Source organism: Solwaraspora sp. WMMA2056 (assembly GCF_030345095.1).
Classification (GTDB): Bacteria; Actinomycetota; Actinomycetes; order Mycobacteriales; family Micromonosporaceae; genus Micromonospora_E.
Genome location: NZ_CP128360.1, coordinates 3518020 through 3540940, shown reverse-complemented (window position 1 = coordinate 3540940; position 22921 = coordinate 3518020). Strand labels below are relative to the sequence as shown.

16 protein-coding genes are annotated in these 22921 nt (G+C 74.3%); 5 read left to right on the top strand and 11 right to left on the bottom strand.

The window, feature by feature from the left end; all coding sequences use genetic code 11:
• Positions 1-61: 61 nt before the first annotated feature.
• Positions 62-727: a universal stress protein gene (locus O7608_RS16130; RefSeq protein WP_289205356.1), complete on the bottom strand. Its 666-nt coding sequence runs from the start codon at positions 725-727 to the stop codon at positions 62-64.
• Positions 728-1239: 512 nt separating this feature from the next.
• Here O7608_RS16130 and O7608_RS16125 point away from each other — a divergent pair.
• From O7608_RS16125 to O7608_RS16115, 3 genes are read left to right on the top strand one after another with little or no spacing between them, the layout of a single operon-like run.
• Positions 1240-2307, top strand: a complete 1068-nt coding sequence (locus O7608_RS16125) for an AAA family ATPase (RefSeq protein ID WP_289205355.1) — start codon at positions 1240-1242, stop codon at positions 2305-2307.
• Between the two features lie 3 nt (positions 2308-2310).
• Positions 2311-3609 carry a DUF58 domain-containing protein gene (locus O7608_RS16120; protein ID WP_289205354.1) on the top strand — a complete coding sequence of 433 codons (1299 nt, stop codon included), beginning with the start codon at positions 2311-2313 and terminating at the stop codon, positions 3607-3609.
• A complete protein-coding gene (locus tag O7608_RS16115) occupies positions 3606-6086 on the top strand; it encodes a transglutaminase TgpA family protein (protein WP_289205353.1) in 2481 nt (826 codons plus the stop codon). The genes O7608_RS16120 and O7608_RS16115 overlap by 4 nt, the downstream gene beginning before the upstream one ends.
• 330 nt (positions 6087-6416) lie before the next feature.
• Here the strand turns inward: O7608_RS16115 and O7608_RS16110 are convergent, their stop codons facing one another.
• The 3 genes from O7608_RS16110 to O7608_RS16100 all read right to left on the bottom strand — a co-directional run bounded on the left by O7608_RS16110 (position 6417) and on the right by O7608_RS16100 (position 8998).
• Entirely contained in the window at positions 6417-6803 is a 387-nt protein-coding gene (locus O7608_RS16110; protein ID WP_289205352.1) for an SCO2097 family morphological protein, read from the bottom strand.
• Positions 6804-7067: 264 nt separating this feature from the next.
• Positions 7068-8252 carry an alkaline phosphatase family protein gene (locus tag O7608_RS16105; protein ID WP_289205351.1) on the bottom strand — a complete coding sequence of 395 codons (1185 nt, stop codon included), beginning with the start codon at positions 8250-8252 and terminating at the stop codon, positions 7068-7070.
• Positions 8249-8998: a methyltransferase domain-containing protein gene (locus O7608_RS16100; protein ID WP_289205350.1), complete on the bottom strand. Its 750-nt coding sequence runs from the start codon at positions 8996-8998 to the stop codon at positions 8249-8251. Before O7608_RS16100 ends, O7608_RS16105 begins: the two co-directional genes overlap by 4 nt.
• Before the next feature lie 151 nt (positions 8999-9149).
• On the opposite strand from O7608_RS16100, the gene O7608_RS16095 reads away from it, so the two are divergent.
• Together O7608_RS16095 and O7608_RS16090 are read left to right on the top strand one after the other, a co-directional pair.
• Positions 9150-9482: a PadR family transcriptional regulator gene (locus O7608_RS16095; RefSeq protein WP_282228259.1), complete on the top strand. Its 333-nt coding sequence runs from the start codon at positions 9150-9152 to the stop codon at positions 9480-9482.
• Positions 9479-10537 carry a DUF1700 domain-containing protein gene (locus tag O7608_RS16090; protein ID WP_289205349.1) on the top strand — a complete coding sequence of 353 codons (1059 nt, stop codon included), beginning with the start codon at positions 9479-9481 and terminating at the stop codon, positions 10535-10537. The genes O7608_RS16095 and O7608_RS16090 overlap by 4 nt, the downstream gene beginning before the upstream one ends.
• On the opposite strand, the gene O7608_RS16085 is transcribed toward O7608_RS16090, so the two are convergent.
• From O7608_RS16085 to O7608_RS16055, 7 genes are all read right to left on the bottom strand, one after another.
• Positions 10509-13835: an error-prone DNA polymerase gene (locus O7608_RS16085; RefSeq protein WP_289205348.1), complete on the bottom strand. Its 3327-nt coding sequence runs from the start codon at positions 13833-13835 to the stop codon at positions 10509-10511. The genes O7608_RS16090 and O7608_RS16085 overlap by 29 nt on opposite strands.
• Positions 13828-15381, bottom strand: a complete 1554-nt coding sequence (locus O7608_RS16080; RefSeq protein ID WP_289210917.1) for a DNA polymerase Y family protein — start codon at positions 15379-15381, stop codon at positions 13828-13830. Before O7608_RS16080 ends, O7608_RS16085 begins: the two co-directional genes overlap by 8 nt.
• Positions 15382-15446: 65 nt before the next feature.
• Positions 15447-16154, bottom strand: coding sequence for a DnaE2-dependent mutagenesis accessory factor ImuA' (gene imuA' / locus O7608_RS16075; protein WP_353850570.1), 708 nt, complete (start codon positions 16152-16154; stop codon positions 15447-15449).
• 233 nt (positions 16155-16387) lie between these two features.
• The gene (locus O7608_RS16070) at positions 16388-16840 is read right to left on the bottom strand and encodes an SAV_6107 family HEPN domain-containing protein (RefSeq protein WP_289205347.1); all 453 of its coding nucleotides are present in this window, start codon (positions 16838-16840) and stop codon (positions 16388-16390) included.
• A gap of 471 nt (positions 16841-17311) precedes the next feature.
• Positions 17312-17932, bottom strand: a complete 621-nt coding sequence (locus O7608_RS16065) for a C39 family peptidase (RefSeq protein WP_289205346.1) — start codon at positions 17930-17932, stop codon at positions 17312-17314.
• A 505-nt stretch (positions 17933-18437) separates the two neighbouring features.
• Entirely contained in the window at positions 18438-19283 is an 846-nt protein-coding gene (locus O7608_RS16060) for a hypothetical protein (RefSeq protein ID WP_289205345.1), read from the bottom strand.
• A gap of 175 nt (positions 19284-19458) precedes the next feature.
• On the bottom strand, positions 19459-22875 hold the full coding sequence (locus tag O7608_RS16055; RefSeq protein WP_289205344.1) for a hypothetical protein: 3417 nt from the start codon (positions 22873-22875) through the stop codon (positions 19459-19461).
• Positions 22876-22921 lie beyond the last annotated feature (46 nt).

The window sequence follows — 22921 nt, the reverse complement described above, 5'->3', positions numbered from 1 at the left end:
GCGGCCAGCGCGACGGTGCCCGTAGCAGGTCGTGGTGCCCGTAGCCGTGGCGCCCGCCATCTCAGGCGTCCTCGGTGGCGGCGAGCAGGACCGGCCGGTCGGCGTGGCGCAGCACCTGGTCGGCGACGCCACCGAGCAGCCGGGTGGACAGCCCGCTGCCGCGCCGCCCGATGACGATCAGGTCGACGTCGTTGCTGCGAGCGGTGTCCAACAGCGCCCACGCCGGGGTGCCGGTGAGGATCTCCGTACGGCTCGCCCCGGCCCGGCCCCCGGCGGACGCCGCGCCGGCCCGGTCCCGCAGCACTTCGCGGGCGTGGGCAAGGTCCTCGTCCTCCTCGTCGGTCCGCTCGTCCGGGTCGACCTGGGGTGCCAGGTCCACGACCGTGGCCAGGATCAGCTCGCCGACCCGGTCGCCGAGCACCTCTCGGGCGGTGCGCAGCGCCCGGTCGGCGTCGGCGGAGCCGTCCACCCCGACCAGCACCCGCGGGCCGGTGCCGGGGTGACCGGGCCGGCCCGGTCGCCCCGGCGTGGCCCGGGTCTCCAGCCGGGCGGTGCCGGTGGCGCCGCGTTCCATCGCGATCGGGACGAACAGCAGTCCGAGCACGGCGCCGAGCAGGTACCAGTACCAGGCGCGGCGACCCCGCCGGGTCATGAACACCGCGACCGCGGTGACTCCGGAGAGCACCCACACCGCGACGACGACCGCCACGTACCCGGCCGTGGACATCCGACTCCTCTCCGTACCGCCCGCCAGGGGCGGCACCCGCGTCCGGCGGACCGGATGACCTGGACCGCGTGGGATGTCGTGAGGTACTGCCCAGTCCGTGCCACGGTGAACCCTGCTGTCCGTCACGTCCCCTTCAGCCCGCTGCCGGCAACGACCGCACCACTAGCACCCTCAGGTCGGCAATGATCACGGACGGTTACCCGGACCGATCCGGTTCATGTCCGACGAGGGCCTGGTCCTGCGGGTCGTCGGACCGGTTGAACCCGCGCGGTCACCGTCACGTACTCCAGTCGGGAGGCGGGTTCCGGCTGCCCGGGCCGGACCGGGTCATCCTGTGGATGGCGTGGCGGCGGGCGGCCGGGTCATCCTGTGGATGGCGTCAGGTAGGAGAACGGATAGCCTGAGAGGCGTGTGGGGTACCTGCGGCGGGTGGCGACGGTGCCCCACGTGACCCGGCGGCGAGGCGACCGGACCGACCGGTACGCCGACGCCGCACGACGAGGAGGAGGGTCGTGACCCAAGACACCTGGGACGATCTGGGTGCTCCGTTGCCCCATGACGAGTTCCGCACCGTGACCGACGCGATCGTGGCCAACATCGAGCAGGTCATCGAGGGGAAGACCGCAACGGTCCGGTTGGCGCTCGCCGTCCTGCTCGCCGAAGGCCACCTCCTGATCGAGGACGTTCCCGGCGTCGGCAAGACCAAGCTGGCCAAGACGCTCGCGCGGTCCATCGACTGTTCGGTACGCCGGATCCAGTTCACCCCCGACCTGCTGCCCAGTGACGTGACCGGGGTCAGCGTCTACAACCAGGACAACCACGACTTCGAGTTCAAGCCCGGAGCGGTCTTCGCCAACCTGGTGGTCGGTGACGAGATCAACCGGGCGTCGCCGAAGACGCAGGCCGCGTTGCTGGAGTGCATGGAGGAGCGGCAGGTCACCGTCGACGGCACGACCTACGAGCTGCGCACCCCGTTCATGGTGATCGCCACCCAGAACCCGATCGAGATGGAGGGCACCTATCCCCTGCCGGAGGCGCAGCGGGACAGGTTCACCGCCCGGATCGCGATGGGCTACCCGGATCCGAGCGCCGAGTTGGCGATGCTCGACGGGCACGGCGCGGTGGACCCCATCCACCAGCTGCGGCCGGTCTCGGACGCCAACGGCGTACGGCAGCTGATCGCGACCGTCCGGGAGGTGCACGTCGCCGACCCGGTCAAGCAGTACGCGGTGGACCTGGTCACCGCGACCCGGGAGTCCCCGGAGCTGCGGCTGGGCGCGTCGCCCCGGTCGACCCTGCAGCTGCTGCGCACCGCCCGCGCGGTCGCCGCGCTGGAGGGCCGCGACTACGTGCTCCCCGACGACCTGCAGGCACTGGCCGTACCGGTGCTCGCCCACCGGCTCATCCCGACCGCCGAGGCGCAACTGGCCCGGCGTACCACCGACGCGATCATCGCGGAGCTGGTCCACCGGCTGCCACTACCGCACGAGCGGCAGCGGCCGGCGGCAGCGGCGTACGACGGTCGGCCCTTCGGTGCCGAGGGCGTGGCACCGGTGCCGTTCGATTCCCGGGGGCGCTGATCGATGCGTGAGGCGCTGCGCGGCCTGACCACCCGCGGCCGGTCGTTCCTGGCGGCCGGCACCGCGGCGGTCGTGTCGGCGCTGATCCTCGGCGAGAAGGACCTGCTGCGGGTCGCCATCCTGTTGGCCCTGCTCCCGCTGCTGGCCGCGGCCTACGTGGGCCGCAGCCGGTACAAGCTGGCCTGCACCCGCTCGTTGGAGCCGCACCGGGTGCCGGTGGGTGCCAACGCCCGGGTGGTCCTGCGCCTGCACAACCTGTCCCGGTTGCCGACCGGCACCCTGCTGCTGGAGGACCGGCTGCCGTACGCCCTGGGGACCCGCCCCCGGGTGGTGCTGGAACGGCTCGGTGCCCAGCAGGCGAGTTCGGTGGCGTACACGGTGCGCGCCGACGTCCGGGGCCGCTACGAGGTCGGACCACTGGTGGTCCGACTGACCGACCCGTTCGGGTTGTGCGAGTTGACGCGGGCGTTCCCCAGCGTCGACCGACTCACCGTGATCCCGCAGGTCACCGCGCTGCCGACGGTCCGGCTGGCCAGCGAGTACGCCGGTTCGGGCGACAGCCGGGCCCGGTCGGTGGCGGTACACGGCGAGGACGATTCGGCGACCCGGGAGTACCGGCGCGGCGACGACCTGCGCCGGGTGCACTGGAAGTCGACCGCCCGCACCGGTGAGCTGATGGTGCGCCGGGAGGAGCAGCCCTGGGAGAGCCGGGCCACCGTGGTGCTCGACACCCGGGCGTACGCCCACCAGGGTGACGGGCCGACGGCCAGCTTCGAATGGGCGGTGGCGGCGACCGCGAGCGTCGCCGTACACCTGCGCGGCAGCGGTTACCGGCTGCGGCTGGTCACCGGCCTCGGCGTCGACACCGACGCCACCGAGGCCGACGGCGACGGCCTGCTGCTGGACTGTCTGGCCGACGTCACCGCCAGTCAACGCAGCGACGTCGCGACCCTGGTCGAGCAGATCCGTCGCCGGTCGGACAGTTCACTGGTGGTGGCCGTACTCGGCGCGTTGACCCTGCCGGAGGCCGAGTTGCTGGCCGGGCTGCGGGGCAACCGGTCGACCTGTATCGCGCTGCTGGTCGACAGCCACAGCTGGCTGAACCTGGGCGAGGCCGAGCGGGCCGAGGTGGCCCGGACGCAGGGGGCGGCGGCGCTGTCGCTGTTGCAGAGCGGCTGGCGGGTGATCGGAGTGAACCACGGCGACCAGTTGCCGTCGTTGTGGCCGCAACTGGCCCGTGGGCCGCAGGGCTTCGCCTGGCGGGCGGCGTTGGCCGAGACGGTAGCCGGAGGTGTCAAGTGACCGGCCGCAGACACCTGGGTCTGGTCGCCGCGGCGGCCACCCTGATGGCCGCCGCCCCGATGGGGACCATTTTCGCCAGTTGGACCTGGTTGGTGCAGTGTGCGATCACCGTCGCACTGGTGTCCGGGGCCGGCCTGCTGGCCCGGACGCTGGGCGGGCCGGCCTGGCTGCACCCGGTGGCCATGGTGGGTGCCCTGCTGCTCGGGCTGACCTGGCTGTTCCCCAGCGGCGACGAGTTCCTCGTGGTGCTGCCCTCCCCTGCGACGTTCGCCCACTTCGGCGGACTGTTCGCCCAGTCCGCGCAGGACGTGCACGCCTACGGCGTACCGGTGCCCGACGGCGACGCCCTGCTGTTCATCACCGCCCTGGGTATCGGCGCGGTCGCCGTCGTCGTCGACGTGCTGACGGTGACGTTGCGCCGGCCCGCGCTGGCCGGTCTGCCGATGCTGGCCATCTACTCGGTGCCGGTGGCGATCTACGTGGACAGTGTCCCGGCGGTGCCGTTCGTGGTGGGCGCGGTCGGCTATTTGTGGCTGCTGATGGCCGACAACGTCGACCGGGTACGCCGGTTCGGCCGACGGTTCACCGGCGACGGCCGCGACGTCGACGTGTGGGAGCCGTCACCGCTGGCCGCCGCCGGCCGTCGGCTGGCGCTGGTCGGTGTGGTCGTCGCGGTGGCGGTCCCGGTGGCGATCCCCGGGATGACCTCGGGACTGCTGACCAATCTCAGCGGTGCCGGGGTGGGCGGCACCGGCCTGGGCACCGGACCGGGTCAGGTGAACCTGTTCGCGGCGTTGAGCGGCCAGCTCAACCAGAGCGAGGTCACCGAGATGCTGCGGGTGACGACGAACGATCCGGATCCGGGGTACCTCCGGATCGGGATCGCCGACGAGATCAGCCAGGAGGGCTTCGCCAACCGGTCGCCGGGCGGACGGCCGGGGTCGGCGTTGTCGCTGCGCGACCCTCGCGAAGATCCCCGGCTGCTCACCACCGGGGTGACCCGGGAAGAGTTCGAAGCGACGGTCGAGGTCGCGCAGGGCTTCAACATGGCGTTGCTGCCGACGTACCCGGTGCCGGTGCGGATGCGCGACGTGGACGACAGTTGGGCGTACGACCGGATCGCACAGGTCGTCTTCTCCGGCCGGTCCCGGGCGCGGGGCATGACCTACGGCTTCGACTACGTCCGTTCCTCGTACACGCCGGGCGCGCTGCGCCGGTCGCAGCCGCTGCCGGCCGACGACGACCTGCGGGTACGGCTCACCGAGGTGCCGCAGGTCCCGCAGGTCACCGCCCTGGTGGCGGAGCTGACCGCAGGCGCGCGGACCGACTACGACCGGGTCCGGGCCATCTACGACCATTTCTCCCGCGACAACGGCTTCACCTACAGTCTGGCCACCGAGGGCGGCACGGCCAGCCAGGACATCGTCAACTTCCTCGACAACAAGGTCGGTTTCTGTCAGCAGTACGCGGCGGCGATGGCCTGGCTGGTCCGGGCGGCGGACATCCCGGCCCGGGTGGCGTTCGGCTTCACCAACGGCTCCCGGCAGGTGGAGAACACCTACACGTTGACCAACCTGAACCTGCACGCCTGGACCGAGGTCTACTTCGACGGGCTCGGCTGGGTGCCGTTCGATCCGACGCCGGCGGCGAGCGTGCCGGGGTCGGTGCGCTCCGAGTGGGCGCCGGACGTGGACGCCCCCGACGACGCCGGTCCGTCCGCCGGGCCGACCGCCGGGCCGACCGACGGTCCGTCGGCGGCGCCGCTGCCGCAGACCGATCCGGGCAACGTCGACCCGGGTGACGAGGGCCTGGCCGGGACGTCGACCACGCCGACCGGCCCGACGTGGCCGCTGTGGACGTTGGCGGCGGTGGCGGTCCTGCTGGCGCTGGCGGCGGTGCCGGCGGCGCGGCGGGCCACCGTACGTCGCCGACGGCTCAGCAGCACCCTGGGCGCTGCTCCCGGCGCCGTCGCCGACCCGGCGTCGGCTCCCGGCGGCGCGGCCGGCCCGGTCATGACGGTGACCGGCGCGGACGCGGGGGCGGCCCGGGAACATGCGCACGCCGCCTGGAACGAACTGATCGACACCATGGTCGATCTGCGGGTACCGGTGGACCGGTCGGAGACCCCACGGGCGACCGCCGAACGGCTCGCGGCGATCGGGGCGGTCCGCGACGGCGGGGCGACCGACGCGGTACGGCTGCTCGGCCGGGCCGAGGAGCGGGCACGGTACGCCCGGCAGCCGATGCAGGGCGGGGCGTTGGTCGAGGCGCTCGACCGGACCCGAGCGGCGTTGGCGGCGGGTGCCAACCGTCGGACCCGGCTGCTGGCCCGGCTGCTGCCGCCGTCGGTGCTGCTGCACTGGCGCGCCCAGATCACGGACACGTACGGGCGGGTGGTCGGGGTGGTCGGGCAGTGGCGCGACGCCGTCGCCCGGTTCAGCCCACGCCGGCTGTTGGCGAGCCGGCTGGGTCGCTAGTTCTCCGGCGGACCGGGCCGGACCACTTTCGGGAATCCGGCAACCTGCGGCCGGCCGGCCCGGCATAATCGCCCTCGTGCCACAGCGGCGATCCGTCGGACGCGGTCTACGGACCGGCGGGACAGTGCGCGCTCCGATCCGGGGCGCTGCTGCGGCATGCCCGATCGTGACCAGTGCCCGGGGCGGCCCGGCACCGGGCACGCCGACGCTGGGCGGCACGGCACCGGGCACGCCGACGCTGGGCAGCACGGCGGCGCTGACCCTGGTCGCGGGAACGACATCACCGCCCGGGACGGATCCGGCCCGGGCGGCAGAGCTCCGCCGGTCAGGTCAGCGGTGGCCCTCCGGCCGCTGGCGCCAACGCTCCTCCAGCCGGTCGATCAGCGATGACCGTCGTCCGCTGCGGGTCCTGCGGCTCGTCGTCCCGCCGACCACCCGCAGATCGGGTGCGCTGGACTTGCGCTGGGACTGCATGGCGAACGCCGCAGCGCCGAGCATGACCACGAAACCGGCCACGCCCAGCAGCGGCACTTTGCTCACTGTGCCGTAAACGACCAGGGCAAGGCCAATGATGATCACACCGGCAGCGACGAGCAGGCGACGCCGCGTGTGGAAACGCGGGTCGCTGGCGCGCACGGCCGAGGCGAATTTGGGGTCCTCGGCAAGCGACCGCTCGATCTGCTCGAACAGCCGCTGCTCGTGCTCCGAGAGCGGCACGGCACTCCTCCCCGGTCACCGTTGGTCGGCCCGGTCGGACCGACAGACCGTGGCAGCCAACCGGCTGCTTACCCGCAAGTCTACGAGGGGGTTCGCGGGTCGGAAAGCCGGACGACGGACCGCCTAGGTTGATTTTCCGTCCGGTGGACGTCATCACCTGGTAACAGCGTAGCCGCCCGTTCCCACTACGTCCCGTCCGCCCTTCGGCCAGCACGAGCAAACCAGCCGATCTTCCCGCGATCGGGGCGATCCACCGCGTTGCCGTCACCCGGTGGTGACCAGCAGTGGGATCGCCAGCTCCACCTCGGTCGTCCCGCCGTGGAATCCGACGAGCGCCGCCGTACCGGGTTCGGTCGCGGTGGACAGCACCACGAACCGGTCCTGGCAGGTCACCACGACGTCCCCGATGCGGGCCCGGTGTGCCGACGGCACCGGGCCGAACCAGCCCGCTTCGATCAGCGCGTCACGTTCGGCCACCTCGGCGGCCGGCCCCAGCACCCCCCGCCAGGCGGCCACCACGTCGGCCGTGGCACCCGGTCGGGTGTGCAGGTAGCGCACCCGGGGCTCACCGGCCACCACCCGTACCCCCGCCTGCAGTCGGGGGTCGGCGTCCAGATCGACCCGGTACGCCGGCCCGGCCGGCACGTTGAGCTGGCCATGGTCGGCGGTCACCAGCAGCGCCGCGTCCGACGGCAGCCCGGCGACCACCCGGCCGATCAGCCGGTCCAGCCCGGCAGCGGCCACCTGCCACTGCGGCGAGTCGACCCCGAAGACGTGGCCGGCCCGGTCGAGATCCGGGTGGTATCCGTAGACCAGTGCCGGCCCGTCGGCGGCGGCGACCGCAGCGAGCAGGCCGGCCGCCAGATCGTCGACCCCGTCGGCACCTCGGAAGGTGCCGCCCCGGTTGGCCGCGACGGTCAGCCCGCTGCCGGCGAACTCACCCCGGCTCACCACGGTGACGTCGATGCCGGCGGCCGCCGCCCGCTGCCAGCAGGTGGTCAGCGGCTGCCACGAGGTCGGGTCCGGGTCGTCGGTCCAGTGGGTGTGGGTCAGCACCCGGTCGGTGCCGGGCACCAGACTGCGGAAGCCGAGGACCCCGTGCGGGCCGGGTGGGGTGCCGGTGCCGAGGCTGACCAGGCTGGTCGGAGTGGTCGACGGGAAACCGGTGGTCAGGCGGCGGGCGTACCGGCCGGCGGCCAACTGCGCCAGGGCCGGGGCGTGTCGACCGGCGGTCGGCAGCTGGTGCCAGCCGAGGCCGTCGATCAGCAGCACGACCACCCGCCGTACGCCGGCCAGCGGGTCGGTCAGTCGCAGCTGGTCCACCGCACCGGGCACCCCGAGGACGGCGAGCACACTGGGCGCCACCTCGGCGAGGCTGGCCACGCCGTACTCGGGTCGGGCCGGGCGCAGCAGGTGCGCCGGGGTGGCCGGCGGCTCGGCGTCGCTCATGCCGTGGGGCGCCGGGCGAACAGGTGCAGCTGGGTGGCGAGGTCCTGGTAGGGCGGGTGGGCGGCGGCGGCGAGTTCCAGGTCGAGCACCGCCTGCGGGTCGCCCTCGGCGACGGCAGCCGGCAGCAGATCGGCCAGTACGCGTACCCCATGGGTCTGTTCGACCTGGAGCCCGGCGGCGACGAGCAGCGCGACGGCGCTGGCCGCGTCGTAGCGGCGGCGCAGGGTGTCGCGCGGGCCGGCGGTGCCCTGCGGGTCGGTCAGCAGCGCGGCGGCGAGGTCCAGGTGACCGTTGACCGCCCGGGCCAGCACGGCGGCGGCCCGGCCGGCGACCAGGACGCTGGCCGCGCCGCCGGGGCGCAGCGCGGCGGCCAGGGACTCGACCACCCGGGCCGGATCGTCGACCACCTCAAGCACGGCGTGGCACAGCACCAGGTCGGCGCTGGCCGGCGCGATCAGGTCGCCGAGCGCGTCACCGTCGCCCTGCACGGCCCGGATCCGCTCGGCGACGCCCGCCTCGGCGGCGCGGCGGGTCAGGGCGGCCAGGGCGTCCGGGCTGGCGTCGACGACGGTGACCTGATGGCCGGCTTCGGCCAGCGGTACGGCGAACCCGCCGGTGCCGCCGCCGACGTCGACGACGGTGAGGGTGCGGTCACGGTGGCGGTCCAGCTCCTGCCGCAGCACGGACCAGACGACGGCGGTCCGGGGGCTGACTGTCGGGCCGCTCGGGATGTGTGTGCGCTCCACCCGCGCGAGCCTATCGGCCGGCACCGCCGGCGCGCCCGGCGCGGCCCGCCGGTCGACCGTCCGCCGCCGACCCACTCCGGTCGCCGGCTCATTCCGCCCGCCGGTACTGCGCGATTGACGGTATATCGGATTGCGCAGTAGTCTGCACACCGTGGATACCACCCAGCTTCTCAAAGGGGTGCTCGACCTCGCCGTCCTCGCCGTGCTGCGGCACGACGACGGCTACGGCTACGACATCCTGCGCCGGCTGCGCACCGCCGGATTGACGGAGGTCGGTGATGCCTCGGTCTACGGCACGCTGCGCAGGCTGTTCCAGGCCGGCCTGCTCACCACCTACGTGGTCCCGTCCGAGGAAGGGCCGCACCGCAAGTACTACTCACTCAACTCCGCCGGCCGCGACCAGCTGACCCGCTCGGGTAAGAACTGGCGCGACTTCGCCGCGACCATGGACGACCTGCTCGACGATCGGGGGGTGGCGGCGTGAACGCCACGACGCAGATGGAGATCACGCGCTACGTCGAGCAGGTCCGGGCCGCCCTGGCGGACCTGCCGACGACGGTCCGCGACGAGCTGCTCGAAGATCTACCCGAGCATCTGGCCGAGGTGCTGGCCGAAGGCGACGGCACGCTCGTCGACCGACTCGGCGACCCGACGGAGTACGCGGCGGAGCTGCGCGCCAGCGCCGCGTTGGACACCCCTGCGACGACGCCGGGGTTCGGCCACCGGGTAACCGCCGCCTGGCAGAGCGCCCGCAGCCGGCTGGGCCGGGCCGACCACCGCGTCGGGCCGCTGCTCGGCTACGGCACCGCCAGCGAATTCCTGCGACTCTTGCGCCCCGCCTGGTGGGTGCTACGCGGCTACCTCGCCGCGATGCTCTTCGCCTACCTCACCTCCGGCAACCCGCCCGGGCTCTTCCCCCGGCCGGGCGGCAGCCTCGTCATCGGTTTCCTGGCCCTCGTCGGCTTCGTGATCGGCTCGGTCTGGCTCGGCCGCCGCCAGGCCGGGTTGACCCGGTGGCCCCGCCGGACGCTCACCGCCGCGACCGCCATCATGCTGATCTTCGGTGCGGTCACCGTGGCGGAGGTCGACGGCCGGTCCCGCAGCAGCACCCCCGGGCCGGTCTACTACCAGCACGATCCGTACCCGCAGATGCTGGACGTGTACGTCTACGACGGTCAGGGGCGGCTCGTCGAAGGCGCCCGACTGTTCGACGAGAACGGCCAACCGATCTCCCTCGGCGATCCGTACCGGTGCGTAGAATCCGTCGGCGACCTGGACTTCTACTCACAGGACGGGCAACCCGTCCCGCCCCCCGCGCCCAGGTACGAACCGCAGTACGTCTACCCGTTCTGCCCCGAGCTGGCACCGTTCAGACTGCCTGTCTCCACCCCGACGCCGTCGGCACCGGTGCGGATGGCGCCGAGCGACCTTCCGTTGACCCCGCTGACCCCGACGCCCGACCCCTCGGAGCCCGCCGCCGAGCCATCAGCGCCGGCGGCCGACCCGACGGTCAGCGGAAGTCCCGGGACGCCGGACTGACCGGGGTGGTGACCGCGTCCAGCCGGTCGGCGACCAGGTTGAGCACCCCTTCGGCCTTCTCCAGCCGGCCCCGCACCAGCAGCGCGGCACTGCTGCGGGCCACCGTCCGGTAGCGCAGCCACAGCCCGGGTGAGCAGGTCACGTTGAGCATCCCGGTCTCGTCCTCCAGATTGACGAACGTCACCCCACCGGCGGTCGCCGGGCGCTGCCGGTGGGTGACGATGCCGCCGACCCGGACCCGGGTGCCGGCGTCGACCCGGCCCAGCTCGGCGATCGGCACCGCCCCGGCGGCGGCCAGCCGGTCCCGGACGAACCGCACCGGGTGGGTGTCCGGCGACAGCCCGGTGGCCCACACGTCGGCCATCAACGCGTCGACCTCGTCCAGACCGGGCAGGGTCGGCGCGGCGACGCCGACGGCGACGCCGGGCAGCCGGTCGGCACGTTCCTGCGCGGCGGCCCCGGCCCCCCACAGCGCCTGCCGGCGGGTCAACCCGAAACAGGCGAACGCGTCGGCGGTGGCCAGCACCTCCAGCTGGGCGGCGGTCAGCCCGACCCGGCGGGCCAGGTCCGACATGTCCTGGTACGGCCCACGCGCGGCCCGCTCGTCCTCGATCCGCTGCGCCAGGTCGTCACCGATGCCGCGTACCGCCGACAGGCCGAGGCGCACCTGCGGGCCGCCGACCCCCCACTGGTGCGGCGGCTCCCCCGGCGCGCCACCCCACCGGGTGCGGGCGTCGACGACCAGGGTGGCCGCCGCGCCGCTGGCGTTGACGTCCGGCCGGTGCACCCGCACCCCGTGCCGGCGGGCGTCGTCAACCAGGGTCTGCGGCGAGTAGAACCCCATCGGCTGGGCGTTGAGCAGCGCGGCCAGGAACGGGGCCGGGTGGTAGCGCTTGAGCCAGGCGCTGGCGTACACCAGGTAGGCGAAGCTCATCGCGTGACTCTCCGGGAACCCGAAGCTGGCGAACGCGCTCAGCTTCACGTACAGGTCGTCGGCCAGCTCACCGGTGATGCCCCGGCCGGCCATCCCGGCGTACAGCCGGTCGCGGATCGCGGCCATCCGAGACGCCGACCGTTTCGACCCCATCGCCCGGCGCAGCTGGTCGGCGCCGGCGGCGTCGAAGCCGGCCAGGTCGATCGCCAACTGCATCAGCTGCTCCTGGAACAGCGGCACCCCGAGGGTCTTCTCCAGCGCGTTGCGCATCAGCGGATGCGGGTAGGTCACCGGCTCCTGGCCGTTGCGCCGACGGATGTACGGGTGCACCGAGCCGCCCTGGATCGGGCCGGGCCGGATCAACGCCACCTCGACGACCAGGTCGTAGAAGCAGGTCGGTTTCAGCCGGGGCAGGGTGGCCATCTGGGCGCGGCTCTCCACCTGGAACACCCCGACCGAGTCGGCCCGGCACAGCATCGCGTACACCTCGGGGTCGTCCAGCGACATGGCGCTCAGGTCCAGTTCGGAGCCGATCAGGTCGTGCGCGTCGTGCAGCGCGGTGAGCATGCCGAGCCCGAGCAGGTCGAACTTGACCAGGCCGACGCTGGCGCAGTCGTCCTTGTCCCACTGCAGCACGGTGCGCCCCGGCATCCGGGCCCACTCCACCGGGCAGACCTCGATCACCGGCCGGTCGCAGATCACCATCCCGCCGGAGTGCACGCCCAGGTGCCGGGGGAAGGTCTGCAGCTCGTCGGCGTACGCCACCACCTGCGCCGGAATGTCCGGCCCGGCGGCCGCGACCGCACCGTAGTGGTCGATCTGCTTGCTCCAGGCGTCCTGCTGGCCGGGTGAGAACCCGAACGCGCGGGCCACGTCACGCACCGCCGACCGGGGCCGGTACGAGATCACGTTGGCCACCTGGGCGGTGTGTTCCCGGCCGTAGCGGCGGTACACGTACTGGATGACCTCCTCGCGGCGACCGGACTCGATGTCGACGTCGATGTCCGGCGGGCCGTCGCGTTCCGGGGCGAGGAACCGCTCGAACAGCAGCCGGTGGCGGACCGCGTCGACGTTGGTGATCCGCAGCGCGTAGCAGACCGCCGAGTTGGCCGCCGACCCCCGCCCCTGGCAGTAGATGTCCTGCTCACGGCAGAACGCCACGATGTCGTGCACGACCAGGAAGTAGCCGGGGAAGTCCAGCTTGTCGATCATGTCGAGTTCGTGGTCGAGCTGCCGGTACGCCTCCGGGTGGGCCTCGCGGGGGCCGTACCGTTCCAGCGCGCCCCGCCAGGTCAGCTCCCGCAGCCAGCTCATCTCGGTGTGCCCGGCCGGCACCGGATGGTCCGGCAGCCGGGGGGCGACCAGCTGCAGGTCGAAGGCGAGCTCGGCGCCGTAGCCGGCGGCCCGCGCCACCGCACCCGGGTAGCCGGCGAACCGGGCCGCCATCTCCGCCCCGGAGCGCAGGTGGGCGGTGCCGGCGGCGGGCAGCCAGCCGTCGATGTCGTCCAGGCCGCGTCGGGCCCGGATCGCGGCCAGCACGGCGGCCATCCGGTGCCGCGCCGGCGCGGCGTAGTGCACGTTGCCGCTGGCCACCGTCGGCAGGCCCCGGCCGTGGGCGAGCGCAGCGAGGGCGTCGTTGCGGTCGCCGTCGGACGGATCGCCGTGGTCGGTCAACTCGACCGCGACGCCGTCCGCGCCGAAAAGCGCCACCAGCCGGTCCAGCTCCGCGCCGGCGGCGGCCACCCCACCGGTACGCAGTGCCGCCGGCACCGGCCCTTTGCGGCACCCGGTGAGCACCAGTACGTGGTCCCGCAGCTCGGCGGCGACCTGCTCCAGGGTGCCGTAGTCGGGTCGGCCCTTCTCCCCGCCGCGCAGCTGCGCCCGGGAGATGACGCGGGCCAGCCGGGCGTACCCGGCCGGGCCACGGGCCAGCGCCAGCAGGTGCCGCCCGGCCGGGTCCGGCTCCCCGGTACGCGGCACCGCCCGCCGGTCGCTCTGCTGATCCCCGGCGGTGAGGGACAGCTCGGCTCCGAACACCGTCGCCAGCCCGTGGGCGGCGGCCGCCTCGGCGAAGCGGACCACCCCGTAGAAGCCGTCGTGGTCGGTGACGGCCAGCGCGGTCAGCCCCAGCCGGACCGCCTCTTCGACCAGCTCCTCCGGGTGGCTGGCCCCGTCGAGAAAGCTGAAGTTGCTGTGGCAGTGCAGTTCGGCGTACGGCGTGACCGGCCCGGCCCCGACGGCGTCCGGCGGCACGAGTGGCACCGGTGGCGGCACGTACGGTGCCCGTTTACGGGTCCAGCCGGGCGCGTCGCCGCCGTCGCCGTCGACCGCGAGCGGGTCGACCACCATCGGGTCGTCAGTCATAGATGGCCTCCACCACCCATCGCCCGTCGGCGCGGGCGATCAGCAGGGCGCTGCCGTCGGCCAGGGCGACCTGGAACCGGGCCCGCCGGCGGGCCTCGGCCGGCGCCCACCAGCGTTCGTCGATCGGCCACGGGCCGGCCCAGCCGGTGACGTCGACCGGGGCGGCGGAGTCGACGGCCAACCGGGCCGGTACGGCGCTGAGCGTCAGCCGGGCGTCGACGGTGACCGGGGCACCGGTCGCGTCGTACACCTCGGCGGGCAGCGGGGCGGGCAGCACGATCGCCGGGGCCGGTGGCGGCAGCCGACCCGGCCAGGGCGGTTCGCCGGGGCGGGCCGGCACCCGTTCGTCGCCCCACGGGACGAAGCGGACCTGGTCGACCGGGGACCGGCCGCCGCCGGGCACGGCGGTCAGCACCGACTCCGGGCCGAGCAGGCCCTGCACCCGGCTGAGCGCCCGGTGCGCGCGGGCCCGTTCCTCGCCGGTCCCACCCCACAGACCGGGCTGCAGCGCGGTCTGGGCGAGCACCCCGTCGGGGATCAGCCGCAGCCGGATGATCCCGGCGGTCGGCGCCGGCGGTAGCGCGGCGTCGCCGGCACCCGGCCGGCGGGCGGTGGCACCGGTCAGCCAGCCGTCGAGCTGCCAGCGCAGCCGGTCGGCGATCGCGGCGGCGGTGAGCACACCGTCGTGCCGCCAGACCCGGTGCAGTTCCTGGCCGTGCGCGGTGACCGCGTCGATGCCGAGCCGGGTGCAGGCCAGGCCGTGCCCGGCGAGCCGCTCGTGCAGCTGTTCGGCCAGGGCACGGGCGGCGAACGCCGCCACGTCGACCCGGTCGAGCGGGTCGTCGTAGTCGGCGGTGACGGCCAGGTCCGGTGGCGGTCGGCGGGGGGTGAACGGCTGTTCGTCACGGCCGGTGGCCAGCCGGTGGGCCAGGGCCGCGTCCGGACCGAACCGGGCGAGTACGTCCCGGGCCGGCAGGGCGGCGAAGTCGCCGAGGGTACGCAGGCCGAGCCGGCGCAGCAGGTCGGCCAGGTCGGGTCGGCCGAGTACCCGTAGCGGCAGGCCGGCCAGGAACGTCGCGCTGGCGCCGGGGTCGACGATCCGGCCGACCCGGGCGGCCAGCCCGGCGGCGAAGCTGCCGTCGGCGACCCCCACCTGGCATTCGACCTCGCAGCTCTGCGCGACGTGTTCGACGATCTGCTCGGCCGCCCGGTCCTCGCCGCCGAAGTAGCGGGCCGGGCCACGGGCGGCGACCATGCATGCTCCGGCGCGGAGCACCTCGACACCGGCCACGATCTGCTCGACGGCGGTGACGACCGGTTCGAACGCCCGCGCGTCGCGGGACGGGTCGTGGTCGACCACGGTGAGGCCGGGGCAGCGGCTCTGCGCCTCCCGACGGCGCAGTCCCGGGTGTACGCCGTCGGCCCGGGCGGCGGTCGAACAGGCGATCACCCGGTTGGCGTGCAGCACCGCCACCGGTGCGGTGGCCGGCACCCCGTCGACGATCTCGGCGGCGGTCACCGGCCAGTCCGGGCACCAGAGCACCATGGCCCGGGTGGCGGCCCCGTCGGTGCGGCTCGTCCCACCCGCACCACGGTCGGCCCGGGGGCGGCTCATCCCCGCCGTACCACGGTCAGCTCCGGCCGCCCCGACCGGCGCGGCGGACCGGCCGGGACCGGCGATGCGGTGGCGGTGCCGGGCAGCCAGACCTGCACCTGCCGGGGTCGGCTCATCGCGCCCCGGCCCCGGGCGGCGATCACCATCTCCCGGCGGCGCAGCCGCCCCCGACCCGAGCCGAGCCCTTCCCACCGGCCGCGTACCACCTGCAGGGTCACGTCGGCGGCGTCCCACCGGCCGCAGGGCACCAGCACGCAGCCCCGCTGTCGGGCGCGGGCGGCGAGCCGGCCGGTGACCTGCGGCGTCACGGCGGCGGGGGCGGCGACGACCACCACGTCCACACCGTCGATCAGCGCGGCGACCACCGTCGGCCAGTCCGGGCCGGGGTGCGGGACCAGCGCCAGCCGGTCCAGGGCGATGCCCAGCTCGGCGGCGGCGCCCGCGCCCAGCGCCGGCACCCCGACGACGGCGCACCACAGGCCGGCCCGGGACACCTCGGCGAGCAGGGCCAGCAGCAGGGAGGTGGCACCGAGCCGGGCCGACCGGTGCGGCAGGACGTTGACGGTGGAGCCCCGGCGCAGGCCGCGCCCGGGGAGCAGGCCGGTCAACGGGGCCGGCACCGGCAACGCCCGGTCGATGCCGGGTGCCGGCCCGGTGTCTGACGCCGGCCCGGTGCCCGGTGCTGCCGCGCTACCGGGTGCCAGCGCGGTGCCGGGGGCTGTCGCGGTGTCGGCGGGGTACGCCGCGACGGTCGCCCCGGCCAGGGCGCTCGCCGGACGGACCAGCCCGGCGGCGACCGCCGCCAACGCCGCCGTCCCGGCCACCATCCGCCCCGCCATCTCTGCCTCTCCCCCGTGTTCTCGTCCGTACGTGGTACGCGCGCGTCGTCCGCCGCCGGCACCACGGATGCCGGCGGCGGGGTGTCGCGTCAGTTAGGTCAGGCGGCCAGCCCGTCGAGGGCGGGTTGGCTGGCCACTCCGAGGGTGTCTTCGACCAGACAGACGAACTCCGTGGCGGCGCGCAGCAGGTCGTCGGCTTCCCGGGCGGTGACCACCCGGGGGATGCCGGCTTCGGCGGCGGCCCGTTTGCTCGCGCCGGCGGCGAAGAAGGTGGCCCACTCGGTCAGCTCGGGGGCGACCATCAGCAGCAGGGTCCAGACACTGGTGACCCGGTGGCGGCGGGTCGGCGCCGGCCGGGCGCGGGCGGCGAGCATCGCCGCTGCGGCCCGCAGCGCCGCCAGGTGGGCCGCCGCGTAGCGCAGCCCGTCGGGGCGGGTGGCGGCCGCCTCGGTCAGCCCGTGCCGGGCGAGAGCGAGCAGCTGAGCCGGGGTGCGGTTGGGCAGCAGGTGCGCCGGCACCATGGGTGCCTGCGGGCTCGGGCTGGTCGGCATGGGTCACTCCTCCACGCGTGTCACCTGTCGGGTGCCCGCCCACGGAGGAAGACGTCGGACGGGGCGTCGCCGGTGCGGATACGGATGCTTCCCCACACCGCATCCGCACCGGCGATGCTGGCGGGGTCCGTTGCCCGCCGCCCGGGGGTCGGGGGCGGCGGGCAACGGTCCTGCCTTGTGGCGCTGGACCCGCGAAAGTCCAGTGCCGGGGTGTGCGGCTCGCGGCGCCGCACTGCCGGGACTCGCGCCGCGAATCGCTCCTCCCGGCTGGTCAGGACGGGGAGCCCGAGGGCGGGACTGTCGCGGACCGGCGGACCCGACCAGCGGCAGCACCTTTGCCGAACACCCGTTTATCGAACACCCGTTCTAACCACTTCTCACAGTACACCCTGCCGCCGACAAAAACGCAACGTCGGACACGCCGCTGGCCGGGTCCCCCGCGGGGGACCCGGCCAGCGCACCTGTCACCAATCAGGAGGAGTAGCCACGCGCGGCGACCCAGTCAGCCAGCGCGTCGAGGTCCATCCAGTACTCCTGGCCCTCGAAGTACGGGTCGGCGATCTTCACCGTGTCACCACCGTCGCGGTAACCGGTCACCGTCAGGTAGTGCCCACCCTCGTACGAGTGCGCCACCCCGTCGACGTCGGTCGCCGTACCCATGATGTTCGCGACCACGGCCCGGTCGTCGTCCACGGCCTCACGCACGTCGGCCCGCAGCTTCTCCACGTGCTCCGGCTTGGCGGCGTCCGCGCCGATCGCGGTCGTCTCGTACTCGTCGTCACCGGTCATCTCGTTGAGCACCCGGGTCGTCTCCTCGGCCGAGTCGGTGCCGGCCTCGGTCGTACCCAGCTTGCCCGCCACCTCGTCCTGTGACGGGGCCTTGCCCTGCGCGGTCAACGCGATCCGCGTCGCCGCCGGGCCGCAGTAGTAGAAGTTCGGCTGCGCCTCGTACTGCACCCGCACCTCACGCGCACCACCGTCGGCGGCACCCGGGCCAGCAGCCTGCGCCGCAACGGCGGGAGCGGCCACGACACCACCAGCGGTCAGCAGACCGGCAACGGACAGCAGAGACTTACGGAAGATCGTGTTCATGGCAGAATCTCCGTTCCGAGGGGGATGAACCGGACACCGATCCCACGCGGGCGATGAACGGTCACGAACGGGACAGAACAGAACACGTACCAGAAAGTCGAGAGAACGACGCCGTCGACCGGGCTACCGGCCTTCTGCGCGGCGCGACCATGTACAACCGCGTCGACCGGCCGATCATTCCCCGCCCGCCGGACCCGACGGGCCGGAGCGTCGACCAACCACATGGTCACCGGCACATGGCCACCATCGCCACATGGTCACCGTCCGTCACGAAGCGCGAACGGAATACCACGTCAGACGATATACCTCACGGGAATGATTATTCCTCACAGGTATACCGCTCGACCGCAAGTGCCGGTCCGCCGGGGCGGGTGGGCGGCACGGGCAAGCCGGCCCGGGCACGACGATCGTTGTGCGCTACTCGGTCCAACGCCGGGATCCAACGCCGCCCGGCCGGCCGATGTTCCCCCGAGCCCGGGTGCCTCGGACGCCCGCCGGACCCCGGTCAGTCGCCCGGCTTCTTCCACAGCACGTACTCCAGCTGCAGCGGGCCCTGCTCACCGTCGACCGACGTGCGCTGGGTGAGGGTGCCGTACCGGCCGTCGCTGGTCCGGATGCAGTAGACCGGAAACAGCCGCCGCCACCGGTTGCCGCTGAACATGCCCTGGACGACCTCCTCGTCGTTCCAGGCCGAATCGGGCAGCGACGAGCAGCCGCCGAGGGTGGGCGTACCTTCGTTCCAGTCTGCGGCCTGTGCGCCGTTACGCAACGCGGCCTGGCCGCCGGTCAGCGAACTCCAGGTGCCGGCGAACCGGGGCTCCACCAGATCCACCGCCGCAGCGAACTCCGGATCCTGCTCCGGGTCGCCGAACCGCCCGGTATCGAGGTCGTAGTGCAGATCGTCACCGGTGAAGACGAGCCGGTCACCGGCGTACACCGGTTCGCTGTCCAGCGCGTCGGTGATCACGAGCGTGGAGTCGACGGTCGGGTCGGCGGTGATGGTGATCCGGTTCTGTTCGATCTCGGTGACGAACCGCCCGTCCATGTCGATCCGCAACTTGCGGGTGGTGTCGATCCGGAAGACACTCACCCGCTGCGTACCGTCGATCGTCTGGTTGATCATCAGATAGGTGGCGTCCTGGTCGGCAGCCTGCTCGCGGGCCGCCTCCTCGGTGGCGTAGATGCCGACCTCGGCGACGATCCGGTACGGCGCCGGCAACGCCGCCACCGACTCCTTGGCGATCTCGACGACGATCGGCATGACCGCCTCCTCGAAGGCGGCCAACCGTTCGTCGTCGCCGCAGCCGGCGACGGCGGTCACCGTGACGACGGACGCGACGATCCCGGCCACCGCCCGGACCCACCGGCCCGACCCGAGACCTCCGTACGGCCACGATCGTCCCGTTCGCTGCACGCGCACCTACCGCCTCTCCGACCACACCGGCACCGACCTGCCGATTCGCTGATCATGGTGAGGTGACCGCGCAAGGTCAACGCCCGGTCGGGCGCGGCAAGCGGCCGCCCGGTCAGCTCAACCGGCCCACCATCGCGATGTCGAGGGCCGCCGACCGGACGTCCGGCTCCGGATGGCGGCGCAGCCGGTGCAGCGGCGACCGCCACGGCGTCGACCAGCCGTACCGGTCACCGGCCCGGACCAGCGCCACCGCGAACAACCCGCCGGCCAGGTCACCCCGGTCGGCGAGCGCCCCGACGACGGCGGTCAGCACCGCCGGCTCCCAGCTGCCCTCGGCGCGGCGGACCTGGTCGGTCAACGTCTCGGCGAGCCGGCCGGCGAGCACCGGACGGTCGGCGACCAGATCGGCGAGCGCGGCCAACTCGGCGACGACCGGGGTCGCGGTCGGTGCGGCCAGCGGCACCAGGTGGGCGAGCAGCCGGGCCGTCTGCGGGGTCAAATCGGCAAAACCGGCGAGGGTACGCGCGGCGGCCCGCACCGCCGTCCGGTCGGTCTGCGGGTCGGCGTCGCGGCACCAGCGCGCCGCCGCGTCGACGATCCGGTCGAGGCGGCGCCGGGCCGGCCGGTCCCCCGCCGGGTCACCCGGTCGGTCGTCGACGCGGTCCAGCCGGGCCAGCGCGGCCACCGCGACCACCAACGGCGACCGGTCGCCCGCCTGCGGTGATCCGTCGGCTGCCGCTGTCGCTCCGTCGAGCAGCCGGATCACCACCTGCATCGCCGACGCCCACCGGTACGGGTCGTCCAGGTCGGTCAGGGCGGTGACGGTCAACCCGGTCAGGTCGGGTGCCCAGCGGGCCCAGACCGGCAACGCCACCCAGGCCAGCCGGGCCGCTTCCGGATCAGGGTTGCCGGTGGCGGCCACGACCAGGGCGGCGTACCGAGGACGGTCCGACTCGGCGATCGTCGACGGTGCCGCGTCCAGCAGTGCCGACACCTCGCCCCGCGACGGCGCCGCCGAATCGGGCCGGCCGACACCAGCCGCCCCGGCCAGGATCGCCCAGCTGGCCGGCACGTCGGGCCGCTGCCGGGCGGCGGCGACCGCGGCGGCCCGCACGTCGGGGTGCTGGTCCACCCGCCGGTACGCCGCGCTGACCACGTCGAACGCCTCCGGCGGGCCGTACCGGGCGAGCAGCCGCAGCGCCTGCTTGCGGCTGGTCACCTTGCCGGTGCCGAGGGCCACGTCGGTCAGGGTGGCGACCAGCGTCGACGGTGCCACGAGCCGGGCGGTACGGCCGGCCGCGTAGACGGCGACCCGGGCCCGGTCGTCGTCGACGTGCCGCAGCAGCACCGGCAGCGCCTCGTCCGGCCGGTCGGTCCAGGCCAGCGCGGCCAGCGCCGCCTCGGCGAGGGTGACGTCCGCCGCGTCGAGATACCGGGTGACGACCGCCCGGCCGGCACCGGGCACCGGGGCGGCGGAGCTGATCGCCCGTACCCGATGGTGTTTGGCCATGCTCCGGTCGGCGGCGATCGACGCCAGCAGGTCGGCGTACGCCTGCTGGTGGCGGGGCAGCCACCGGGCGACCCGGTGCGCCGGGCCGGGCACCCAGCGGGCACCGGCGGAGAGGAACTTGCCGGTCCGCTTACCGGGCGGCGTGGTGAACACCTCGTCGAGCAGGTCGGTGCGGCGGGTGCAGATCGCCTGCCACACCTCGTGAACCTCCACCGTGGACGCATCGACGGCGAGCACCTCGCCGACCCGGTCGGCCCGGGTCGCCGGGTCGGCCAGCCACAGCGTCACCGCCCGGCGGAACACCGACGACACCACGCCGGGGTGGATCGCCCGGCGCAGCAGCCGCTGCAGGTGCGGCAGCCGCCAGGCGCGCCGACCGAGCGACCAGGCGACGGCGAACAGCGGCTCGTACCGGTCCCGGGCCGCCGCGCCCTCGATCCACGGTGCGATCCGGGTGAACAGGTCGTGCTCCTGGCCCCGGCGCAGCACCTGGTCGAGCCGGCCGAGGAACGGCAGTTGCCGGCCGTCGTACAGCGTGTCGAAGGTCTGCAGCGCCCAGCCGACCAGCGCCGGGTCGGCTACGTGCCGGCGCAGCACCTGCCCGGCCAGCCCGCCGATCGCGGTCAGACTGGCCGACGAGGTGTCCCGGGCGGCCACCGCCTGGGTGACGACGTCGGTCAGCGCCGGCACTATCGCCGGCGTGAGCAGGCCGACGACCTGCGACAGCGCGGTGAACGCGCGGGCCCGTACCGGGTCCTGGTCGTTGCGCAGCCGGCGCAGCTGTTCGACGGCGGCGACGACGGCCGCCGGGTCGCCACTGCGCCCGGCGGCGTCCAGCAGCAGCGCGTAGCCGGTGCCCCGGGCGGTGGCGTCCGCGCGCCGGGCCGCCGTGACCAGCGCCGACTCCGCCACGGCCCAGGGCAGGAACGCGGTGTACGTCAGCGTCCAGTCCTCGCTGGCCCGGACCCGGTCCAGGTCGAGTATCCGGCGGACCTCCCGGTGCTGCCAGTGGCGGGGCAGCACGGTCAACAGTTGCTCCGACAGCAGCACGTCGGCGGTGTCCACATCGGCCGTCACCGCGTCGTACAGCTCGCCCCGACGGGCCGGGGCCAGCGCGGCGAGCAGCCGGGCGAAGGCACGGTCGGTGCCGCGCAGCCGTACCCCGAGCGGCACCAGGTCGGTCAGGTCGGCGTCGCGCAGCCGGTACAGCAGGCCGGACGGCAACGGCCGGCCGCGCAGCCAGCCGGCCCGCGCCGGGGCGGTGAGCAGCCGCAGGGTCCGGGCCGGATCCGCGCCGGCCAGTACGCCGTACGCGGTCGTCGCGCCGGGCAGGCTGGTCGTCGGGGCGTACCGCTCCAGCAGGTCGAACACCCGCGTCGGATGCCGCTGCGCGGTGTGCAGCACGGCGTCGTCCCAGTCGTGCCACCAGTCGTCGCGGGCGGCACCGGACCGGGCGGCGAGTTGCGTCTGCGCGAAGTCGAGCAGCACGGTGGGGTGCCGGCGGGCCAGCGCGGTGCCGTTGGCGATGGCGTACGACAGCTCTGGCAGCAGCCGGGCGACGGTGTCCGCGCCGCAGGCGGGCAGCAGGACCGCGGCTTCGCCGTCGCCGTACCGGGCGCGGACCGGGTCGATCAGCGCGTCGGCGAGGTCGGCGCGGCGGGCCGCCCGCAGCGTCCGGTACGCGGTGCGCCGCAGGTCGGCCGGGGCATCGTGCAGCAGCGCCGCCACCTCGGCGGGGTCGGCCCAGCTGGAGCGCAGGTACGCGGTGACCGCGACCGCCCGCAGCCGGCGGTCCGGGTCGACGAACCCGGCCCGCACCGTCGCCCGGTCGTCGACGATCACCGCCATGGTGAGCCCGAGGAACCGCTGGTGGGCGTCGCCGCGCGCCAGCTCGGCGAGTACGGCGGGCAGGTTCCCGGCGGCGGCCAGTCGGCGGGCGTGTCCGGCCAGGGCGGACATCCGGGCCCGGTGGGTCAGCGGGTCGAGTGCGGCGAGCAGTTCGGCGGTGGGGTGCGGCACCGGATGATCGTCCCAGCCGCCGGCAACCGGATATCCGTCAGCGACA